Genomic DNA, 17001 nt, shown 5'->3' with positions numbered 1-17001 from the left:
ACGAGCCCCTACAGCCCTACCAGCCGAACCGGCGATCGACCACCGCGGCGAACTCCTCGAAGCTCAAGACCTCGTCCCCGTTCGCGTCAGCCGCATCGAACAGAGCCGACGAAGCATCCTCATCCCCCACCGCCCAGACCGGCAACACCCCCTCGGCGGCAAGCGTCGGCCCCTTCGACCGCAAAGCCGTGATCACCTCCAGCCGGGTCAGCTCACCGTCCTGGTTGAGATCCAGCGCATCGAACAGCTTGCGAGCCTTCTCGCTCATCACGCGGTCCCCTTCTCCTATGCCTGGACCTCAACCTACGCCGCCCCGAACCCACCCGGACAACGGCCCCACGGACAGACAGCCCTAGGCGAGTTTGGCCGCCAGAACGTCCACCGGCACGATCTCCGGCGCCTCCGCCAACAGATGCGGCGCCCGCTCCATCAGCGCCGCCGCGATCCTGCCCTGCAAGTGCGCCGTACGATCCTCGTCACTGCCGAACGCATCGAAGATCCCGAACGTCGTCGGACCCATGCGCAGAGCGAACCACACCGTGGTGAACGCCTCCTCCTGCGCCAGGGCAAGAGCCCCCGTGAGCAGCTCCTCCACATCCTTCACGTGCTCCGGCTTCGCCTCGATCCGGGCGAGCAGACCGAGGCGGACGGAATCAGTGGACAAGGCCTTGGACATCGCGTTTCTCCTTCGTCAGGGCGCCGGCCGCGCCGTTCGTCGAGATCAACGTATGGCCGCGCCCACCGCCCCACCCAGTGGCAGATCCGACGCGTCCTTTACCGTTTCCGACATGAAGATCTCGGTACTGGTCACGGACGGACTCTTCGACTCCGGACTGGCCACCGTCGTCGACGTACTGCAGATGGCCAACGAACTGAGGGCCGAACTGCCCCAGCCCCCACCACCCTGGGAACTCACCCGCGTCAGCCCCCACGGCCCCATACGCACCGCCGCCGGACACACGATCGAAGCCGTACCCCCAGCAGACGCCCCGCACCCCGACCTCCTCGTCGTACCCGGCGCAGGCCCCAAACAGCCCGAACCCCTCCTGAACTGGGTGGCCGCACCCGAGCGCCAACCCGAACGCAACACCATCCAGCAGGCCCACACAGCCGGCATCCCACTCGCCGCCGCCTGCACGAGCACCTTCCTGCTCGCCGAAACCGGAGTACTCGACGGACTCACCGCCACCACCAGCTGGTGGCTCGCCCCCGCATTCCGCCGCCGCTACCCCCACGTCACCCTCGACGAAAGCCACATGCTCACCCACGCCGAAGGCGTCACCACCGCCGGCGCAGCCATGGCCCACCTCGACCTCGCACTCGCCCTCGTCCGCCGCACCAGCCCCGCACTCGCCGACCTCACCGCCCGCTACCTCGTCGTCGACGACCGCCCCACCCAGGCCGGATACGCCATCCCCAGCCACCTCGCCCGCACCGACCCCACCGTCGGAGCCTTCGAACGCTGGATACGAGAACACATCGACCAACCGCTCACGATGCCCGAAGCGGCCCGCGCGGTCGGCGCCAGCGAACGCACCCTCCAACGCGCCGTGGACCGCGTACTCGGCATCTCACCCCTCCGCTTCGCCCAGACCATCCGCCTCGAACAAGCCGCCCACCTGCTCCGCACCACCGACCTCCCGACCGAAGCCGTCGCCCGCCGCGTGGGCTACGAGAACGCCTCGACGCTCACGACCCTGCTCAGGCAGCGCCTCGGCACCACCCCGGGCCGGCTGCGGAGCCCCGGGCTCTAGTGCTTGGGCCCGATGTGGGCGTCCATCAGCGCCGCGGAGTCCTTCCGGGCGATGGAGACGTTGAAGGGGTCGCTGCCCCGGGCGAGGATGGTCCACTGGACGCCGACCTTGGTGAGCGTGTCGGTACAGAGCCTCCGGATGTCGTCGGACTTGTTGGTGAAGAAGTACCGCGGGTACTCATAGCGCTTCTTGACGCCGCCGACCATGCGGGTGGTCCAGTTGGTGATCCGGCACCCGTCTGAGTGAATGAGGCCCCGGATGAACTCCCAGGGGTGAGCGTCGACGATCTCCTGCTGCCAGCCTTCGAGGGCGATCCGCCGCTCGTGCTTCTTGCCGGGCCCGTGCTGCGGGAACAGGCACGTCCAGTGCCGTCCGTAGCTGGTGACGGCGACGCACCCTTGCCGCTGCAGGACGTAGACCTTGTCGGACGGGCGGACCACAAGAATCGCCGCGCGGCACTGCTCGATGAGGCCGGGCCAAGCGTCAGCGCAGGCGATGCGGAGGTAGTATCCGCCGCGCGAGGGGGCTGATGCAGCCGTCACCGAGATAGAGGCCGAGGAGATAGGCGTATGCGGCCGGGTCGGGTGGGCTCTCACATGGCGTGTGATTCATACGGGGGAGGGGTTCGATGCGAACCCGCCAGGCGCGGATGGCGGCCCGGGATATCCCCGTTTCCTTGCTGACGGAATTCAGGCTCCGCCCACGACCGAGAAGGGTTAGCGCGTGCCGCCGAGTTGCCAGATCGTACATGTGGGCGACAGTGCGGAAGATCCTCTGGATGCGCGCCCGTTTCCCGACAGATTCCCCCGAAAGGGGAAGACTTGCCGCTGCGGCGTGACCTTGGAATTCAAGGAAAGGTGCCCCAGGTGGGATTCGAACCCACACTGTCCGCTGTTTGAGAGCGGCCTCTCTAACCGTTGGAGTACTGGGGCCTTCAAAACGAAGGTTCGGGGGAACCCTGCGTGGCACCACCTTACAGGAGCTCGGTAGGCTCGGGGGAGCTGTTATGCCCCGCAACGAGGAGCCTCCGTGACCGCCGAGCACGAGTCGACGCCCACGCCCGACGCCGACCAGTCGCACGTTCCGCCGCTGACGACCCGCGTCGTCATCGCCGAGGACGAGGCGCTCATCCGTCTCGACCTGAAAGAGATGCTGGAGGAAGAGGGGTACGCCGTCGTCGGTGAGGCCGGGGACGGCCAGACGGCCGTCGAGCTGGCCCGCGAGCACCGCCCGGACCTCGTCATCCTCGACGTGAAGATGCCCGTCCTGGACGGGATCTCCGCCGCCGAGAAGATCGCGGAGGAGTCCATCGCCCCCGTACTGATGCTGACCGCGTTCTCGCAGCGCGACCTCGTCGAACGCGCCCGTGACGCCGGTGCCATGGCGTACCTCGTGAAGCCGTTCAGCAAGAGCGACGTCGTGCCGGCCATCGAGATGGCGGTGTCCCGCTTCGCCGAGCTGAAGGCGCTGGAGAAGGAGGTCGCCGACCTCTCCCTCCGGCTGGAGACGCGCAAGCTCGTCGACCGTGCCAAGAGCATCCTGCAGACCCAGTACGGGCTCACCGAGCCCGCGGCGTTCCGCTGGATCCAGAAGACCTCCATGGACCGCCGCATGTCCATGCAGCAGGTCGCCGAGGCGGTCATCGAGGACGCTGAGGAGAAGAAGCAGAACGCCGGTCAGTAGACGCGGACATGCGTGAGGCCCGCCTCCCCCCGAGGGGAGGCGGGCCTCACACGTTTGTCAGTCCTCGCCGAGGTAGGCCTTGCGGACGTCCTCGTTGTGGAGGAGGTCCTGGCCGGTGCCGGAGAGAACGATCTTGCCGATCTCCATGACGTGCGCCTGGTCGGCGAGCGAGAGCGCCGCCTGGGCGTTCTGCTCGACGAGCAGGATGGTCATGCCCGAGGCCTTGAGCTCTTTGATGGTCGCCATGATCTTCTGCATCATCAGCGGGGAGAGACCCATGGAGGGCTCGTCCAGCATGAGGAGCTTGGGCTGGGACATGAGCGCGCGGCCCATGGCGAGCATCTGCTGCTCACCGCCCGAGAGGGTGCCGGCGGCCTGCTTGCGGCGTTCGCCCAGGATGGGGAACATCTCGTAGGCGCGCTGGATGTCCTTCTCGATGCCGTCCTTGTCGGTGCGCAGGAAGGCGCCGAGCTGGAGGTTTTCGGCGATCGTCAGCCGGGGGAAGATGTGGCGTCCCTCGGGGGAGTGGGCGAGGCCCAGGGAGACGATCTTGTGGGCGGGGACGGAGGCGAGGGGCTGTCCGCCGAAGGTGATGCTGCCGCTCTTGGGCTTGAGGAGCCCGGAGAGGGTGCGCAGGGTGGTCGTCTTGCCGGCGCCGTTGGTGCCGACGAGGCAGACGATTTCGCCTTCGTTGACCTCGAAGGAGATTCCCTTGACGGCTTCGATCTTGCCGTAGGCGACTTTGAGGTCTTCGACCTTGAGCATTGCGGTCACTTGGCCTCTCCTTCCGTGCTGGTGGTGCTGGTGGTGCTGTCCGCTGCCGCGTCTTCGTCCGTGGCTTCGTCCGTGGCCTCGGCTTCGGACTGTGCTTCGGCGGCGGCTTCGGCTGCCTCGACCTCGGCGACTTCTTCCGCGCCGGGGTCGCCCTCGAAGGGGGTGCCGAGGTAGGCGGCGATGACGCGCTCGTCGCCCTGGACCTCTGCGGCCGTGCCTTCGATGAGCTTCTCGCCCTGGACGAGGCAGGCGACGCGGTCGCACAGGTTGAAGATGAAGCGCATGTCGTGCTCGATGACGAGGACGGCGATGCCCATGTCGCGGATGGCGAAGATGAGCTCTTCGGCCGCTCGCGTCTCCTGCGGGTTCATGCCGGCGGTGGGCTCGTCCAGGAGGATGAGACCGGGGTCGCTGGCAAGGGCGCGGGCGATTTCGAGCTTGCGCTGCTCGCCGTAGGGGAGGTTCTTGGCGAGGTGGCCGGCCTTGTTCTGCAGGCCGATGAACTCGAGGAGTTCCATGGCGCGTGCTTCGCTGGCGGCTTCGGCCTTCTTGAAGCCGGGGCCGCGCAGCAGGGCGGACCAGAGGCCTTCCTTGGTGCGGGTGTGGCGTCCGACGAGGACGTTCTCCAGCACGGTCATGTTGTGGAAGAGCCGGATGTTCTGGAAGGTGCGGGCGATGCCGGCCGCGGTGACCTTGTGGGGCGTGGGCGGCAGGACGGTGCCCTTGTAGCTGACGCTGCCCTCGGTGGGGACGTACAGCCCGGTGAGGCAGTTGAAGAAGGTGGTCTTGCCGGCGCCGTTGGGGCCGATGAGGCCGACGATCTCGCCGGCGTTGACCTTGAGGTCGACGCCCTTGACGGCGGTGAGGCCGCCGAAGCGCATGGTGACGCCGCTGGCTTCGAGAACGGTGGTCTTGGTGGTGGTGTCTGTGGTGGTCATGTCGTTCACGCCCCCGCCTTGGCGGTGGCCAGGTCCGTGGGGGCCTGGTCAGCGGTGTCGTCGTGGAACTCGAGCTGCGCGCGCTTGTTGGCGATGAGGCCTTCGGGGCGGAAGCGCATGAGCAGGATGAGGGCGATGCCGAAGGCGAGGAGCTGGTAGTCCTGGAGGAAGGCCAGCTTCGCCGGGATCAGGAAGAGCAGTGCGGCGCCGAGGATGGGGCCGCGGATGGTGCCCATGCCGCCGAGGATGACGGCGGCGAGGAGGAACGCGGAGTTCGGCGGGACGGGCCCGGCGAAGACGTAGTTCTCGGGGACGACCGTGCTGTTGACGTGTGCTTGGACGGTGCCGGCGAGGCCGGCGAGGGTGGCGCCGAGGGCGAAGGCGATGAGCTTGACCTTGAAGCCGTTGATGCCCATGGCTTCGGCGGCGGTCTCGTCTTCGCGGATGGCGACCCAGGCGCGGCCGATGCGGCTGTTGCCGGCGCGGGAGAAGACCAGTACGACTACGGCCATGACGAGGAGCATCAGGAAGTAGTAGTTGGCGTAGGCGCCGAGGACGATGCCGCCGACGGTGTGCGACTCCCCGAAGTTCCACCCGAAGAGGTCGAGGTGGGGGATGTTGGGGATGCCGTTCGGGCCGTTGGTGATGTCCGGGCCGGAGTCGCCGTCGAGGTTGCCCATGGCGATGCGGAAGATTTCTCCGAAGCCGAGGGTGACGATGGCGAGGTAGTCGCCGCGCAGGCGCAGGGTCGGTGCACCGATGATCACGCCGAAGACGAGCGAGGCGAGTGCGCCGACGATGACCGCTGCCCAGAAGGGCAGGTGGATGCCGAAGGCGGAGGCGGTGCTGCCGGAGACCAGGGCGGCGGCGTAGGCGCCGACACCGAGGAAGGCGACGTATCCGAGGTCGAGGAGGCCGGCGAGGCCGACGACGACGTTGAGGCCGAGGGCGACGGTCGCGAAGATCAGGATGTTGACCGCGATGAGCGTGTAGGTGTCGCCGCTCTGCTGGATGAACGGGAAGGCGATCGCGGCGGCCGCGGTGCCGAGGAGCGTGACCTGGCGGTGCTTCGCGGTGAGGCTGCCGAGCCGGTCGAAGAGGCCGGCCTTGAGGAGGGCGAAGCCCGCGATGCCGACGGTGAGCAGGTAGGTGACGAAGAGCTGCGGTTCCTTGTCATCGGTGTCGATGCCGAAGGTGATGACGTAGAGGCCGAGGGCGAAGACGCCGGTGATGATGAGGATCTCGGCCCAGGCGGGCAGCTGCTTGGCGGGGGACGCCTTGTGGCTGTCGTCGGGGAGCTTGTACGCGGCGAGGGCCGGGATGAGCGAGCCGACGAGGGCGACGTAGGCGCCGGGCTCCAGGTGGACGAAGCCGCCGAGGACCACGGCGATGGCGATGACCGTGAACCAGGTGCCGGCGAGGGTGGCGAGCGCGAGGATCCATACGGGCTTGCGGGCGCCGGTGGGGGTGAGCCAGCGCAGGCCCTTGACGCCGAGTGCGGAGAGCGCGAAGGCGGCGGTCAGGAGTCCGGCGATCAGGCTGAGGGACTGGATGGGCGCCGGGCTGCCGTAGTAGGTCAGGTCACCGGGGAACTCGTCGGTCCAGGTCCACGCGAGGAAGGCGCTGATGACGGTCAGGAGGCTGCCGCCGATGACCGCGTAGAGGAGCGCGGCGGGGGCGGTGCCCTGCTTGGCGGCGGCGGTCTGCGGGGTGGTGTTGGTGGTCATGGTTCTCACGCCCGATCCGCGACGCGCTCGCCGAGCAGGCCTTGTGGCCGCACGAGGAGGACGACGATGAGGAGTACGAACGCCCAGACGTTGGACCAGGCTCCACCGCCGAGCTGCGACATGCCGGGGATGTCTTCGATGTATGCGATCGAGAGGGCTTCGGCGAGGCCGAGGACGACGCCGCCGACCATGGCGCCGTAGATGTTGCCGATGCCGCCGAGGACGGCTGCGGTGAAGGCCTTCAGTCCGAGGATGAAGCCCATCTCGAAGTTGATCTGGCCCTTGTCGAGGCCGTAGGCGACGGCGGCGACGGCGGCGAACGCGGCACCGATGGCGAAGGCCATGACGATGATGCGGTCGGTGTTGATGCCCATCAGCTTCGCGGTGTCGGGGTCCTGCGCGGTGGCCTGCATGGCGCGGCCGCTGCGGCTCTTGGAGACGAAGACGCCGAGGGCGAGCATGCAGAGCGGGGCGAGGATGAGGACGAAGAGGTCCGCGCGCTGGATGGCCAGGCTGTCGGTGATCTTGAAGGCGGCACCCTTGAACTCAGGGAAGCTGACTGCCTTCTTGGCGTCCGGGTAGAACTGCCAGACGAGCTGCTGGAGCGCGATCGAGAGGCCGATTGCGGTGATGAGCGGGGCGAGCCGTGGGGCGCTGCGCAGGGGGCGGTAGGCGAAGCGTTCGGCTGCGGTGGCGACGAGGACCGAGGCGAGTGCGCCTCCGACGATCATGACTGGTATCGCGATCAGCAGGGAGGTGCCGGTCGGGAGGATGGCGTAGGCGGAGAGCGCGCCGAAGCCGCCGATCATGAAGATCTCGCCGTGGGCGAAGTTGATGAGCTGGACGATGCCGTAGACCATGGTGTACCCGATGGCGATGAGGCCATAAAGGGCACCGAGGGCAAGGCCGTTGGCCAGCTGTTGCGGCAGTTCGTGCACCGCAGGGCCTCCGATGAGCGTGTCGGATAAGACTCCGCGCGAGGGCGCTGTTTGCGCCCTCGCGCGGCTGGTTCTTTTTGAGGGGGTCAGGCCGTCGGTTCAGACCGGCCCGGGGGTCCCGGCTGGCGGGACGTGGGGATTACTGGTTGAAGGTGTCGCTCTTGACGTCGATCCACTTGCCGCCCTCGACCTTGTAGACCGTGAGCTGCTTGTTGGTGGTGTCGCCGTACTGGTCGAACGCGACCTTGCCGGTCACGCCCTCGAAGGAGACCTTGCCGAGAGCCTCGACGACCTTGGCGCGGGCGTCGGTGGGCAGCTTGCCGCTGTTGGCGGCGACGACGGCCTTGACGGCCTGGATGACGGACCAGCCGGCGTCGTAGGAGTAGCCGCCGTAGGCCGCGTACGGGTCCTTGTAGCCGGCAGCCTGGTAGTCGGCGATGAAGGTCTTGGCGGTGGGGAGCTTCTCGACCGGGTAGCCGATGGAGGTGGAGAGGTCGCCCTCGTTGGCCTCGCCGGAGGCGGTGATGAAGGCGGGGTCCTGGATGCCGTCGCCGCCCATGAGCGGGATGTTGGCGCCGGTCTTCTTGATCTGGTCGGCGAGCAGGCCGCCCTCGGGGTACTGGCCGCCGAAGTAGACGGAGTCGGCACCGGAGGACTTGACCTTGTCGGCGGTGGAGGAGAAGTCGGTCTCCTTCACGGTGACGTGGTCGGTGCCGACGACCTCGCCGCCGAGCTTCTTGAACTCGTCGGAGAAGATCGCGGCCAGGCCGGCGCCGTAGGTCTGCTTGTCGTCGACGACGAAGACCTTCTTCTTGCCGGCGTCCTTGAAGAGGTACTGGGCGGCGAACTTGCCCTGGACCACGTCGGTGGCGGCGGTGCGGAAGTAGGTGTCGAAGGGGCGCTTGAACTCGCCCTTGCCCCAGTTGTCGCCCTGGCTGAGCGCGGGGTTGGTGTTGGCGGGCGAGACCTGCGCCAGCTTGGCGGAGGCGAAGACGCCCTGCATCTGCTGGGCGACGCCGGAGTTCAGCGGGCCGACGACGCCGACGACGTCCTTGTTGCCGACGAGCTTGGTGGCGTTGGCCTGACCGGAGGCGGGGACCGCCTGGTCGTCGAGGGCCTCGACCTTGAACTCGATGCCGGGGACCTCGTTGTTCTTGTTGGCCGTCTTGGCCGCGAGGTCGACCGAGTTCTTGATGCCCTGGCCGAGGGCGGAAAGCGAGCCGGTGAGGGGGGCGTCCACGCCAATGACGACGACGGTCTTCTTGCCGTCGGTCTTGTCCCCGGACTTAGCCTCGTCGCGCGATCCGCAGGCGGTGAGGGTCAGTGCACCCGTGGTGATCACGGTGGTGAGGACGAGCAAAGAACGGTGTCGCACGATTCTTCCTTTCCCTGGCGCGGCTCCCTCTGTGAGGTGCCGTTCGGTCGCCGGGCCGCACTGGGATGTACAGCGGCCGTGCTGGTCGCGCCCAGCGGCGCGGTGACTGGCCGTGACTCTAGGCCCGAGGTGGTGAACACGGGGAGCAGAGAAAGGAGGATGTGACGCTCTTGTTATGCCAAGGCCAAGAATGCGTGGTGGGAGTGTGGACAAAACGGACGTTTTGCGACACCTGGGAATGTCCGCATCGTGAGAATTACCTGCTTCCCTAAGGGGCTTGAGGCCTTCATGCACCTGTCTTAGATCAAATTGCGCCAAATGTGGCTGCACGTGTCCGGAAGAATTCACCGTGTGGCCATTCCCAGGGGAAAAGGCGGGATTACATACGACGTGACCATTACGCAGAGTGATGCGCGAGGGTGGGCAAGGGTGATCCATTTGGCCCGGATGGATCTTCTTCGCGGCGCGAAAGTGCCCCTCACCTGCGGTTGAGTCCCGCGGTGCCAAGTGCCCGGAAGGCGGACAGCGCGCTCGGGAATGCGGTGACCTGGCTCACGTCGGGGGTCGCCAGTTCTCCGAGCTCCAGGTCGCGCCGCCCTGCTCGGCGCAGCGCTGGGCGACGAGCCGGTCGATCAGCTCAAGTGCCTTGTCCCGCCCGGCAGTTCGCTCCTCAGCGCGGCCTGCGGCCACGGCTTCCTCGTGGATCGCGTACTGGTCGTTGGAAAGCCCCTTCTGCTCCCAGTCCAGACCGGACCACTTGGTGCCCAGGAGGGTCTCCTTCGCCCAGTAGGACACGAGGCTGGTGCAGATCTGTGCGGGGGAGGAAGGGCTGGCCGCCGGGGTCTCGGTGCCTGCCGCGGAGGGTGGGGTGGAAGGCGAGCATCCGGTCAGGGTGAGCGCCGCGAGCAGGGTGGAGGCGGCGTACCGGACCGTGGAGCGTGGCTGGGTCCCCATGAGGGGAAGGTAGGCGGTCACCATCGGTGACACAACAGCGGCGGCAGGAACGGGTGCGGACTGGCGGATTCCGGTCGGGTCGGGGCCGGATGGCGGCCGGACGGGGGGCTGGACGGCGGCCGGACGGGGGCAGGCCCGGACCTGCCGCGCGCGGGGCGGGGTCCGGGCCTGCGGGTGGTGCCCGTGTGGGTGTGGCGCCCGTGTGCGGGCCCCGCGGCCGGGGTCAGGCTCCGGCGGGGGCGTCGCCGGCCGGGGCGGCGTCGCGCAGCAGGCAGGTCAGGCGGGCGGTGCAGATCCGCTTGTCCTGCTCGTCAGTGATGACGATCTCGAAGGTGGTGGTGGAGCGGCCGCGGTGCACCGGGGTGGCGACGCCGGTGACGATGCCGCTGCGGGCGCCCCGGTGGTGGGTGCAGTTCAGGTCCACGCCGACGGCGATCTTGTTGATGCCGCCGTGCATCATCGCGCCGACGGAGCCGAGGGTCTCGGCGAGGACGGCGGAGGCGCCGCCGTGCAGCAGTCCGTACGGCTGGGTGTTGCCCTTGACCGGCATGGTGCCGACGACCCGCTCGGCCGAGGCCTCCAGGATGCGGATGTCCATGCGCTCGCCGAGGTCGCCCGCCGAGAACAGCGCGGGCAGGTCGATGCCCAGAGCCGTGTACTCGTCGAGGACCTCCTGCGGGAACTTCACTGCGTGCTTCTCGCCCATGGGCCGGCTCCGTTCGTCAACGCTCGTTAACCTGCTTGTCCTGAGGTCGTTCTATCAGGCCGGTTCAGGCCGGTTCGAAGCGGATGACGACGGACTTGCTCGCCGGGGTGTTGCTGGTGTCCGCGGTGGAGTCGAGCGGTACCAGCACGTTGGTCTCGGGGTAGTACGCGGCCGCGCAGCCCCGGGCGGTCGGGTAGTGCACGACGCGGAAGCCGGGCGCGCGCCGCTCCACGGCGTCGTTCCACTCGCTCACCAGGTCCGTGTACGAGCCGTCCGCGAGGCCGAGCTCCGCGGCGTCCTCGGGGTTGACCATGACGACGCGGCGGCCGCCGGTGATCCCGCGGTAGCGGTCGTCGAGGCCGTAGATGGTGGTGTTGTACTGGTCGTGGCTGCGCAGGGTCTGGAGCAGCAGCCGGCCCTCGGGAACCTTCGGGTACTCGACGGGCGCGGCGGTGAAATTGGCCTTGCCTGTCGTGGTGGGGAAGCGGCGCTCGTCGCGCGGGGCGTGCGGGAGGCGGAAGCCCTCGGGGCGGGCCGCGCGGGCGTTGAAGTCCTCGAAGCCGGGGATCACGCGGGAGATCCGGTCGCGGATGGCCGCGTAGTCCTTCTCGAACTCCTCCCACGGGGTCTTCGAGGCCGCGCCGAGCACCGCGCGGGCCATGCGGGCCACGATCGCGGGCTCGGAAAGCAGGTGCGGGGAGGCGGGGGCGAGGTTGCCGCGGGAGGCGTGGACCATGCCCATGGAGTCCTCGACCGTGACGAACTGCTTGCCGGAGGCCTGTACGTCCTTGTCGGTGCGGCCCAGGGTGGGCAGGATCAGGGCGCGCCGGCCGGTGACCGCGTGGGAGCGGTTGAGCTTGGTGGAGACGTGCACGGTCAGGGAGGCGCGGCGGATCGCCGCCTCGGTGACGTCGGTGTCGGGGGTGGCGCCGACGAAGTTGCCGCCCATGGCGAAGAGGACCTTGGCCTCGCCGTCGCGCAGGGCCTGGATGGAGCGGACCACGTCGTAGCCGTGCCCGCGCGGCGAGGTGATCTGGAATTCGCGGTCGAGCGAGTCGAGGAAGGCGGCCGCGGGGCGTTCGAAGATCCCCATGGTGCGGTCGCCCTGGACGTTGGAGTGGCCGCGGACGGGGCAGACGCCGGCGCCGGGGCGGCCGATGTCGCCGCGCAGCAGCAGGAGGTTGACGACCTCGCGGATGGTGGCGACGGAGTGCTTGTGCTGGGTGAGGCCCATGGCCCAGCAGACGATGGTGCGCTTCGAGGCCAGGATCATGGCCAGGGCCTGCTCGATCTCGGGCCGGGTCAGGCCGGTGGCGGTGAGGGTCTCGGCCCAGTCGGCCTTCTCGGCGGCGGCCGCCAGCTCCTCGTAGCCGTGGGTGTGCTCGCGGATGAAGGCCTCGTCGGTGGCGCCCTCGGTGTCGATGACGAGCTTGTTGAGGAGGCGGAAGAGGGCCTGGTCGCCGCCGATGCGGATCTGCAGGAAGAGGTCGTTCAGGGCGGTGCCCTTGAGCATGCCGACCGGGGTCTGGGGGTTCTTGAAGCGTTCCAGGCCGGCCTCGGGCAGCGGGTTCACCGAGATGATCTTCGCGCCGGCGGACTTGGCCTTCTCCAGGGCGGAGAGCATGCGCGGGTGGTTGGTGCCCGGGTTCTGCCCGGCGACGATGATCAGGTCGGCCTGGTGGAGGTCTTCGAGGGAGACGCTGCCCTTGCCGATGCCGATGGTCTCGGTCAGTGCGGAGCCCGAGGACTCGTGGCACATGTTGGAGCAGTCGGGCAGGTTGTTGGTGCCGAACTCGCGGGCGAACAGCTGGAAGAGGAACGCGGCCTCGTTGCTGGTGCGGCCCGAGGTGTAGAAGAGGGCCTCGTCGGGGGAGCCGAGGGCCGTCAGCTCCTCGGCGATGATCTCGAAGGCCCGCTCCCAGCTGACCGCCTTGTACCGGTCGCCGCCCTCCGGCAGGTACATCGGGTGCGTGATCCGGCCCTGCTGGCCCAGCCAGTACCCGGAGCGCGTGGCCAGGTCGGCGAGCGGGTGCCCGGCGAAGAACTCCGGGGTGACCCGGCGCAGCGTGGCCTCCTCGGCGACCGCCTTGGCGCCGTTCTCGCAGAACTCGGCGGTGTGCCGCTTGTCGCCCTCGGGCCAGGCGCAGCCCGGGCAGTCGAAGCCGTCCTTCTGGTTGACCTTGAGCAGGGTGCGCGCGGTGCGGACGACGCCCATCTGCTGCTGCGCGATCTTCAGGGTGTGCCCGATCGCGGGCAGGCCTGCGGCGGCGTGCTTGGGGGGCGCGACCTGCGGCGCGTCCTGTACGGGGTCACCTGAGGGCGGCTTGGTGGCCATGTTGCTCCCCTTTGAGCAGTCGGACGTCGCAGCGGCGGCCGCTGCATGTGTTCGGGTAGGCGTCCGATCCTGTCACGCCTTGCGGCCATTGCCGACGCCGGAATTGTCAGCGGGGCCGCCTAGGATCGGGGGCGTGGCAGATTCAGCATCGAAGAAGACCGACCAGACGACCGCAGCGGACCGCCCCCGCCTGATGCTCATGGACGGGCACTCCCTGGCGTACCGGGCGTTCTTCGCGCTGCCCGCGGAGAACTTCACGACCGCGACCGGCCAGCCGACCAACGCCATCTACGGCTTCGCGTCGATGCTGGCGAACACGTTGCGCGACGAGGCGCCCACGCACTTCGCGGTGGCGTTCGACGTGTCCCGCAAGACGTGGCGCTCGACGGAGTTCCCCGAGTACAAGGCGAACCGCTCCAAGACCCCCGACGAGTTCAAGGGGCAGGTCGAGCTGATCGGCGAGCTGCTCGACGCGATGCACGTGCCGCGTTTCGCGGTCGACGGCTTCGAGGCCGACGACGTGATCGCGACGCTGGCGACGCAGGCGGAGGCCGCCGGCTTCGACGTGCTGATCGTCACAGGCGACCGCGACTCCTTCCAGCTCGTCTCCGAGCGCACCACCGTGCTCTACCCGACCAAGGGCGTCTCCGAGCTGACCCGGTTCACGCCGCAGAAGGTGGAGGAGAAGTACGGGCTCACCCCCCAGCAGTACCCGGACTTCGCGGCGCTGCGCGGTGACCCGTCCGACAACCTGCCGGGCATCCCGGGCGTCGGCGAGAAGACCGCCGCCAAGTGGATCACCCAGTTCGGGTCGTTCGCGGAACTCGTGGAGCGCGCCGAGGAGGTCAAGGGCAAGGCCGGGCAGAACTTCCGGGAGCACCTGGAGGCCGTCAAGCTCAACCGCGTCCTGACCGAGATGGTCAAGGACGTCGAGCTGCCCAAGACGCCGGCCGACCTGGCCCGCGCCCCGTACGACCGGTCCGCCGTGACCGGGGTGCTGGACGTGCTGGAGATCCGCAACGCCTCGCTGCGCGAGCGGCTGCTGGCCGTGGACCCGGGCGCGGCCGAGGAAGAGGCCCCGGCTCCGGCCGCGGCGGGTGTGGAGCTGGACGGCTCCGTGCTGGGCGCGGGCGAGCTCGCGCCGTGGCTCGAAGCCCACGCGGGCGCACCGCTGGGCGTGTCCACCGTCGACAGCTGGGCGCTGGGACAGGGCAACGTCAGCGAGATCGCGCTGGCCTCGGCTACGGGCGCGGCCGCCTGGTTCGAGCCGTCCGAGCTGGACGAGGCCGACGAGCGGGCCTTCGCGGCCTGGGCGGCCGATGCGGCGAAGCCGAAGGTCGTGCACAACGCCAAGGGCCTGATGCGGGTCTTCCCCGAGCACGGCTGGAGCCTCGCGGGCGTCACCATGGACACCGCGCTCGCCGCCTACCTGGTCAAGCCGGGCCGCCGCTCCTTCGCGCTCGACGTGCTGTCCAACGAGTACCTGCACCGGGAGCTCCAGCCCGCCGCCGCCGACGGCCAGCTCGCCTTCGGCGCCGACGAGACCGCCGAGGCGGAGGCGCTGATGGCGCAGGCCCGCGCCGTCCTCGACCTGGGTGAGGCGTTCACCGGCAAGCTCGCCGAGGTCGGCGCCGTCGAGCTGCTGCACGACATGGAGCTGCCCACCTCGGACCTGCTGGCCCGGATGGAGAGGGCCGGCATCGCCGCCGACCGCGACCACCTGGAGGCCATGGAGCAGCAGTTCGCCGGAGCGGTGCAGCAGGCGGTGAAGGAGGCGCACGCGGCGGTCGGCCACGAGTTCAACCTCGGCTCGCCCAAGCAGCTCCAGGAGGTCTTCTTCGGCGAGCTGGACCTGCCGAAGACGAAGAAGACCAAGACCGGTTACACCACGGACGCGGACGCGCTGGCCTGGCTGGCCACGCAGACCGACCACGAGCTGCCGGTGATCATGCTGCGGCACCGGGAGCAGGCCAAGCTGCGCGTCACCGTCGAGGGCCTGGTCAAGACGATCGCCGCCGACGGCCGGGTGCACACCAGTTTCAGCCAGACCGTCGCCGCGACCGGACGCCTGTCCTCCACCGACCCCAACCTGCAGAACGTGCCGGTGCGCACCGACGAGGGCCGCGCGATCCGCCGCGGCTTCGTCGTCGGCGAGGGCTTCGAGTCCCTCATGACCGCCGACTACAGCCAGATCGAGCTGCGCGTGATGGCCCACCTCTCCGAGGACGAGGGCCTGATCGAGGCGTTCGCGACCGGCGAGGACCTGCACACCACCGTCGCCTCCCAGGTGTTCGGAGTGGAGCGGTCCCAGGTCGACGCCGAGATGCGCCGCAAGATCAAGGCCATGTCGTACGGCCTCGCGTACGGGCTGTCCGCCTTCGGTCTCGCCCAGCAGCTGAACATCGAGCCCGCCGAGGCGCGCGGCCTGATGGAGACCTTCTTCGAGCGGTTCGGCGGGGTCCGCGACTACCTGGGCCGCGTCGTCGACGAGGCTAGGGCCACCGGGTACACGGCGACGATCTTCGGCCGCCGCCGGTACCTGCCCGACCTGGGCAGCGACAACCGCCAGCGCCGCGAGGCCGCCGAGCGGATGGCGCTCAACGCCCCGATCCAGGGCACCGCGGCCGACATCGTCAAGGTCGCGATGCTGCGCGTCGACAAGGCGATCGTGGCGGCCGGCCTCAAGTCGCGGATGCTGCTCCAGGTCCACGACGAAATCGTGCTGGAGATCGCCCAGGGCGAGCGCGGACCGGTGGAGGAGCTGGTGCGCCGCGAGATGGGCGCCGCCGTCGAGCTCCGCGCCCCGCTGGACGTCTCGGTGGGCGTCGGCTCCGACTGGGAGTCCGCCGCGCACTGACCCGCGTCCGCAACTGCGGCGCCGCGCCCGTTCCCGCCGCCTACCGGGCGGTGGGAACGGGCGTTCGCGTGTCCCCGTACGAACGGCCGCGGTCGCCCCGGTCGCCCCGGTCGCCGCGGTGCCGCAGCCGTACGAGGACCCCGTACAGCAGCAGGCCCACGGCGAGGCCGCCGCCCGCGCCGAAGCAGACGGTCGGGATGATGTCGAGCGGCGAGCGGATCCGGTCGAAGAACGTGAAGAAGCGGACCACGCGCAGTGTGACCCCGGCCGCCAGGCACGCCACGACCAGCGCGAGCGCACCCCACAGCTCGGCGCGGGTCAGCGCCGGCACGGCCGCCGGAACCGGTGAGGCCGGCAGCCGCCGCAGTGCGGTCACCGTGAACCAGAGCAGAGCGCAGGCCGCGACCGCCGAACTGCCGTACTGCAGGTACGTGTAGAGCGGCAGGCCGAAGGCGAGCGGCTCACCGAGCACCGGCAGGGCGTTCGTCCCCCAGCGGTCGAGGTGGGTGAAGCTGTCCCACACCACGTGCGTGAGGGAGCCGACGACCGCCGAGAGGTAGAACCAGAGGGCCAGTGCGGGCAGTTGGCGCCCCCGCCAGTGCTCGCCGCGCACGAAGGCGTGGACACGGCCCCGCCAGGCGCGCGGCAGGAGCGCGATCAGCGGCTCGCGCAGCAGTAGCCAGCACCCCACGAGGGCCGCGGTGAGAACAGCGTCCGCGGTGAGGACGCCGGGCAGCGAATGCGTGAACGCGCCGTAGGACATGACCCCTTCGACGACCGCGTCGGCGAAGTAGAAGGTGTCCGGCGCGAACGAACCGAGGACCAGCGCCGAGGCGACCAGCGGCCCCCGCGCGCGCCCGGTCCGGCGGACGGCCGGAAGTACGGCGGCCGCATGGCTCAGGGTGAACGGCATGGCACCTCGCGTCGACGTGCGGATGTGGTGAATTCCGGTCAACAGTA

At 69.2% G+C, this 17001-nt stretch carries 14 protein-coding genes, 1 tRNA gene and 1 pseudogene; 3 read left to right on the top strand and 13 right to left on the bottom strand.

The window, feature by feature from the left end:
* Positions 1-16 precede the first annotated feature (16 nt).
* Positions 17-268: an EF-hand domain-containing protein gene (locus OG429_RS11100; RefSeq protein WP_328925138.1), complete on the bottom strand. Its 252-nt coding sequence runs from the start codon at positions 266-268 to the stop codon at positions 17-19.
* A gap of 84 nt (positions 269-352) precedes the next feature.
* A complete protein-coding gene (locus tag OG429_RS11095) occupies positions 353-676 on the bottom strand; it encodes a putative quinol monooxygenase (protein ID WP_328925137.1) in 324 nt (107 codons plus the stop codon).
* Positions 677-788: 112 nt separating this feature from the next.
* Here OG429_RS11095 and OG429_RS11090 point away from each other — a divergent pair, with 112 nt between their 5' ends.
* Complete coding sequence (locus OG429_RS11090) at positions 789-1754, top strand: GlxA family transcriptional regulator (protein WP_328925136.1); 966 nt, start codon at positions 789-791, stop codon at positions 1752-1754.
* On the opposite strand, the pseudogene OG429_RS11085 reads toward OG429_RS11090, so the two are convergent.
* Both OG429_RS11085 and OG429_RS11080 read right to left on the bottom strand, forming a co-directional pair.
* Positions 1751-2504 (bottom strand): annotated as a pseudogene (locus OG429_RS11085) (transcriptional regulator). The gene OG429_RS11090 and the pseudogene OG429_RS11085 overlap by 4 nt on opposite strands.
* A gap of 108 nt (positions 2505-2612) precedes the next feature.
* Positions 2613-2686: transfer RNA gene (locus tag OG429_RS11080), tRNA-Leu, on the bottom strand.
* Between the two features lie 97 nt (positions 2687-2783).
* Between OG429_RS11080 and OG429_RS11075 the strand changes: the two genes are divergently transcribed.
* Positions 2784-3437 carry an ANTAR domain-containing response regulator gene (locus OG429_RS11075; RefSeq protein WP_328925135.1) on the top strand — a complete coding sequence of 218 codons (654 nt, stop codon included), beginning with the start codon at positions 2784-2786 and terminating at the stop codon, positions 3435-3437.
* A 57-nt stretch (positions 3438-3494) separates the two neighbouring features.
* Here the strand turns inward: OG429_RS11075 and OG429_RS11070 are convergent, their stop codons facing one another.
* From OG429_RS11070 to OG429_RS11035, 8 genes are all read right to left on the bottom strand, one after another.
* Entirely contained in the window at positions 3495-4211 is a 717-nt protein-coding gene (locus OG429_RS11070; RefSeq protein WP_328925134.1) for an ABC transporter ATP-binding protein, read from the bottom strand.
* Positions 4208-5149 carry an ABC transporter ATP-binding protein gene (locus OG429_RS11065; RefSeq protein WP_328925133.1) on the bottom strand — a complete coding sequence of 314 codons (942 nt, stop codon included), beginning with the start codon at positions 5147-5149 and terminating at the stop codon, positions 4208-4210. The genes OG429_RS11070 and OG429_RS11065 overlap by 4 nt, the downstream gene beginning before the upstream one ends.
* Positions 5150-5154: 5 nt before the next feature.
* The gene (locus OG429_RS11060; protein WP_328925132.1) at positions 5155-6876 is read right to left on the bottom strand and encodes a branched-chain amino acid ABC transporter permease; all 1722 of its coding nucleotides are present in this window, start codon (positions 6874-6876) and stop codon (positions 5155-5157) included.
* Between the two features lie 5 nt (positions 6877-6881).
* On the bottom strand, positions 6882-7814 hold the full coding sequence (locus OG429_RS11055; RefSeq protein ID WP_328925131.1) for a branched-chain amino acid ABC transporter permease: 933 nt from the start codon (positions 7812-7814) through the stop codon (positions 6882-6884).
* 139 nt (positions 7815-7953) lie between these two features.
* Positions 7954-9189 carry a branched-chain amino acid ABC transporter substrate-binding protein gene (locus OG429_RS11050; RefSeq protein WP_328925130.1) on the bottom strand — a complete coding sequence of 412 codons (1236 nt, stop codon included), beginning with the start codon at positions 9187-9189 and terminating at the stop codon, positions 7954-7956.
* Between the two features lie 552 nt (positions 9190-9741).
* Entirely contained in the window at positions 9742-10143 is a 402-nt protein-coding gene (locus OG429_RS11045) for a hypothetical protein (RefSeq protein WP_328925129.1), read from the bottom strand.
* Between the two features lie 223 nt (positions 10144-10366).
* A complete protein-coding gene (locus OG429_RS11040) occupies positions 10367-10849 on the bottom strand; it encodes a PaaI family thioesterase (RefSeq protein WP_328925128.1) in 483 nt (160 codons plus the stop codon).
* Between the two features lie 64 nt (positions 10850-10913).
* Positions 10914-13184, bottom strand: coding sequence for an FdhF/YdeP family oxidoreductase (locus OG429_RS11035; protein ID WP_328925127.1), 2271 nt, complete (start codon positions 13182-13184; stop codon positions 10914-10916).
* 133 nt (positions 13185-13317) lie between these two features.
* On the opposite strand from OG429_RS11035, the gene polA reads away from it, so the two are divergent.
* On the top strand, positions 13318-16041 hold the full coding sequence (polA, locus tag OG429_RS11030; protein WP_328925126.1) for a DNA polymerase I: 2724 nt from the start codon (positions 13318-13320) through the stop codon (positions 16039-16041).
* A 40-nt stretch (positions 16042-16081) separates the two neighbouring features.
* Here the strand turns inward: polA and OG429_RS11025 are convergent, their stop codons facing one another.
* Positions 16082-16954 carry a DUF4184 family protein gene (locus OG429_RS11025; RefSeq protein ID WP_328925125.1) on the bottom strand — a complete coding sequence of 291 codons (873 nt, stop codon included), beginning with the start codon at positions 16952-16954 and terminating at the stop codon, positions 16082-16084.
* Positions 16955-17001: the final 47 nt, after the last annotated feature.

Origin of the sequence: Streptomyces sp. NBC_00190 (assembly GCF_036203305.1) — a bacterium.
In the GTDB taxonomy this organism is placed as follows: Bacteria; Actinomycetota; Actinomycetes; order Streptomycetales; family Streptomycetaceae; genus Streptomyces.
The sequence above is the reverse complement of the archived record's forward strand: the minus strand, read 5'-3'. Positions and strand labels throughout refer to the sequence as shown.

What these genes read in the sequence shown, in the direction of transcription:
- OG429_RS11025 (WP_328925125.1), bottom strand. Translation starts at nt 16,954, where the DNA reads ATGCCGTTCACCCTGAGCCATGCGGCCGCCGTACTTCCGGCCGTCCGC.
- OG429_RS11035 (WP_328925127.1), bottom strand. Translation starts at nt 13,184, where the DNA reads ATGGCCACCAAGCCGCCCTCAGGTGACCCCGTACAGGACGCGCCGCAG.
- OG429_RS11040 (WP_328925128.1), bottom strand. Translation starts at nt 10,849, where the DNA reads ATGGGCGAGAAGCACGCAGTGAAGTTCCCGCAGGAGGTCCTCGACGAG.
- OG429_RS11045 (WP_328925129.1), bottom strand. Translation starts at nt 10,143, where the DNA reads ATGGGGACCCAGCCACGCTCCACGGTCCGGTACGCCGCCTCCACCCTG.
- OG429_RS11060 (WP_328925132.1), bottom strand. Translation starts at nt 6,876, where the DNA reads ATGACCACCAACACCACCCCGCAGACCGCCGCCGCCAAGCAGGGCACC.
- OG429_RS11065 (WP_328925133.1), bottom strand. Translation starts at nt 5,149, where the DNA reads ATGACCACCACAGACACCACCACCAAGACCACCGTTCTCGAAGCCAGC.
- OG429_RS11090 (WP_328925136.1), top strand. Translation starts at nt 789, where the DNA reads ATGAAGATCTCGGTACTGGTCACGGACGGACTCTTCGACTCCGGACTG.
- OG429_RS11100 (WP_328925138.1), bottom strand. Translation starts at nt 268, where the DNA reads ATGAGCGAGAAGGCTCGCAAGCTGTTCGATGCGCTGGATCTCAACCAG.
- OG429_RS11095 (WP_328925137.1), bottom strand. Translation starts at nt 676, where the DNA reads ATGTCCAAGGCCTTGTCCACTGATTCCGTCCGCCTCGGTCTGCTCGCC.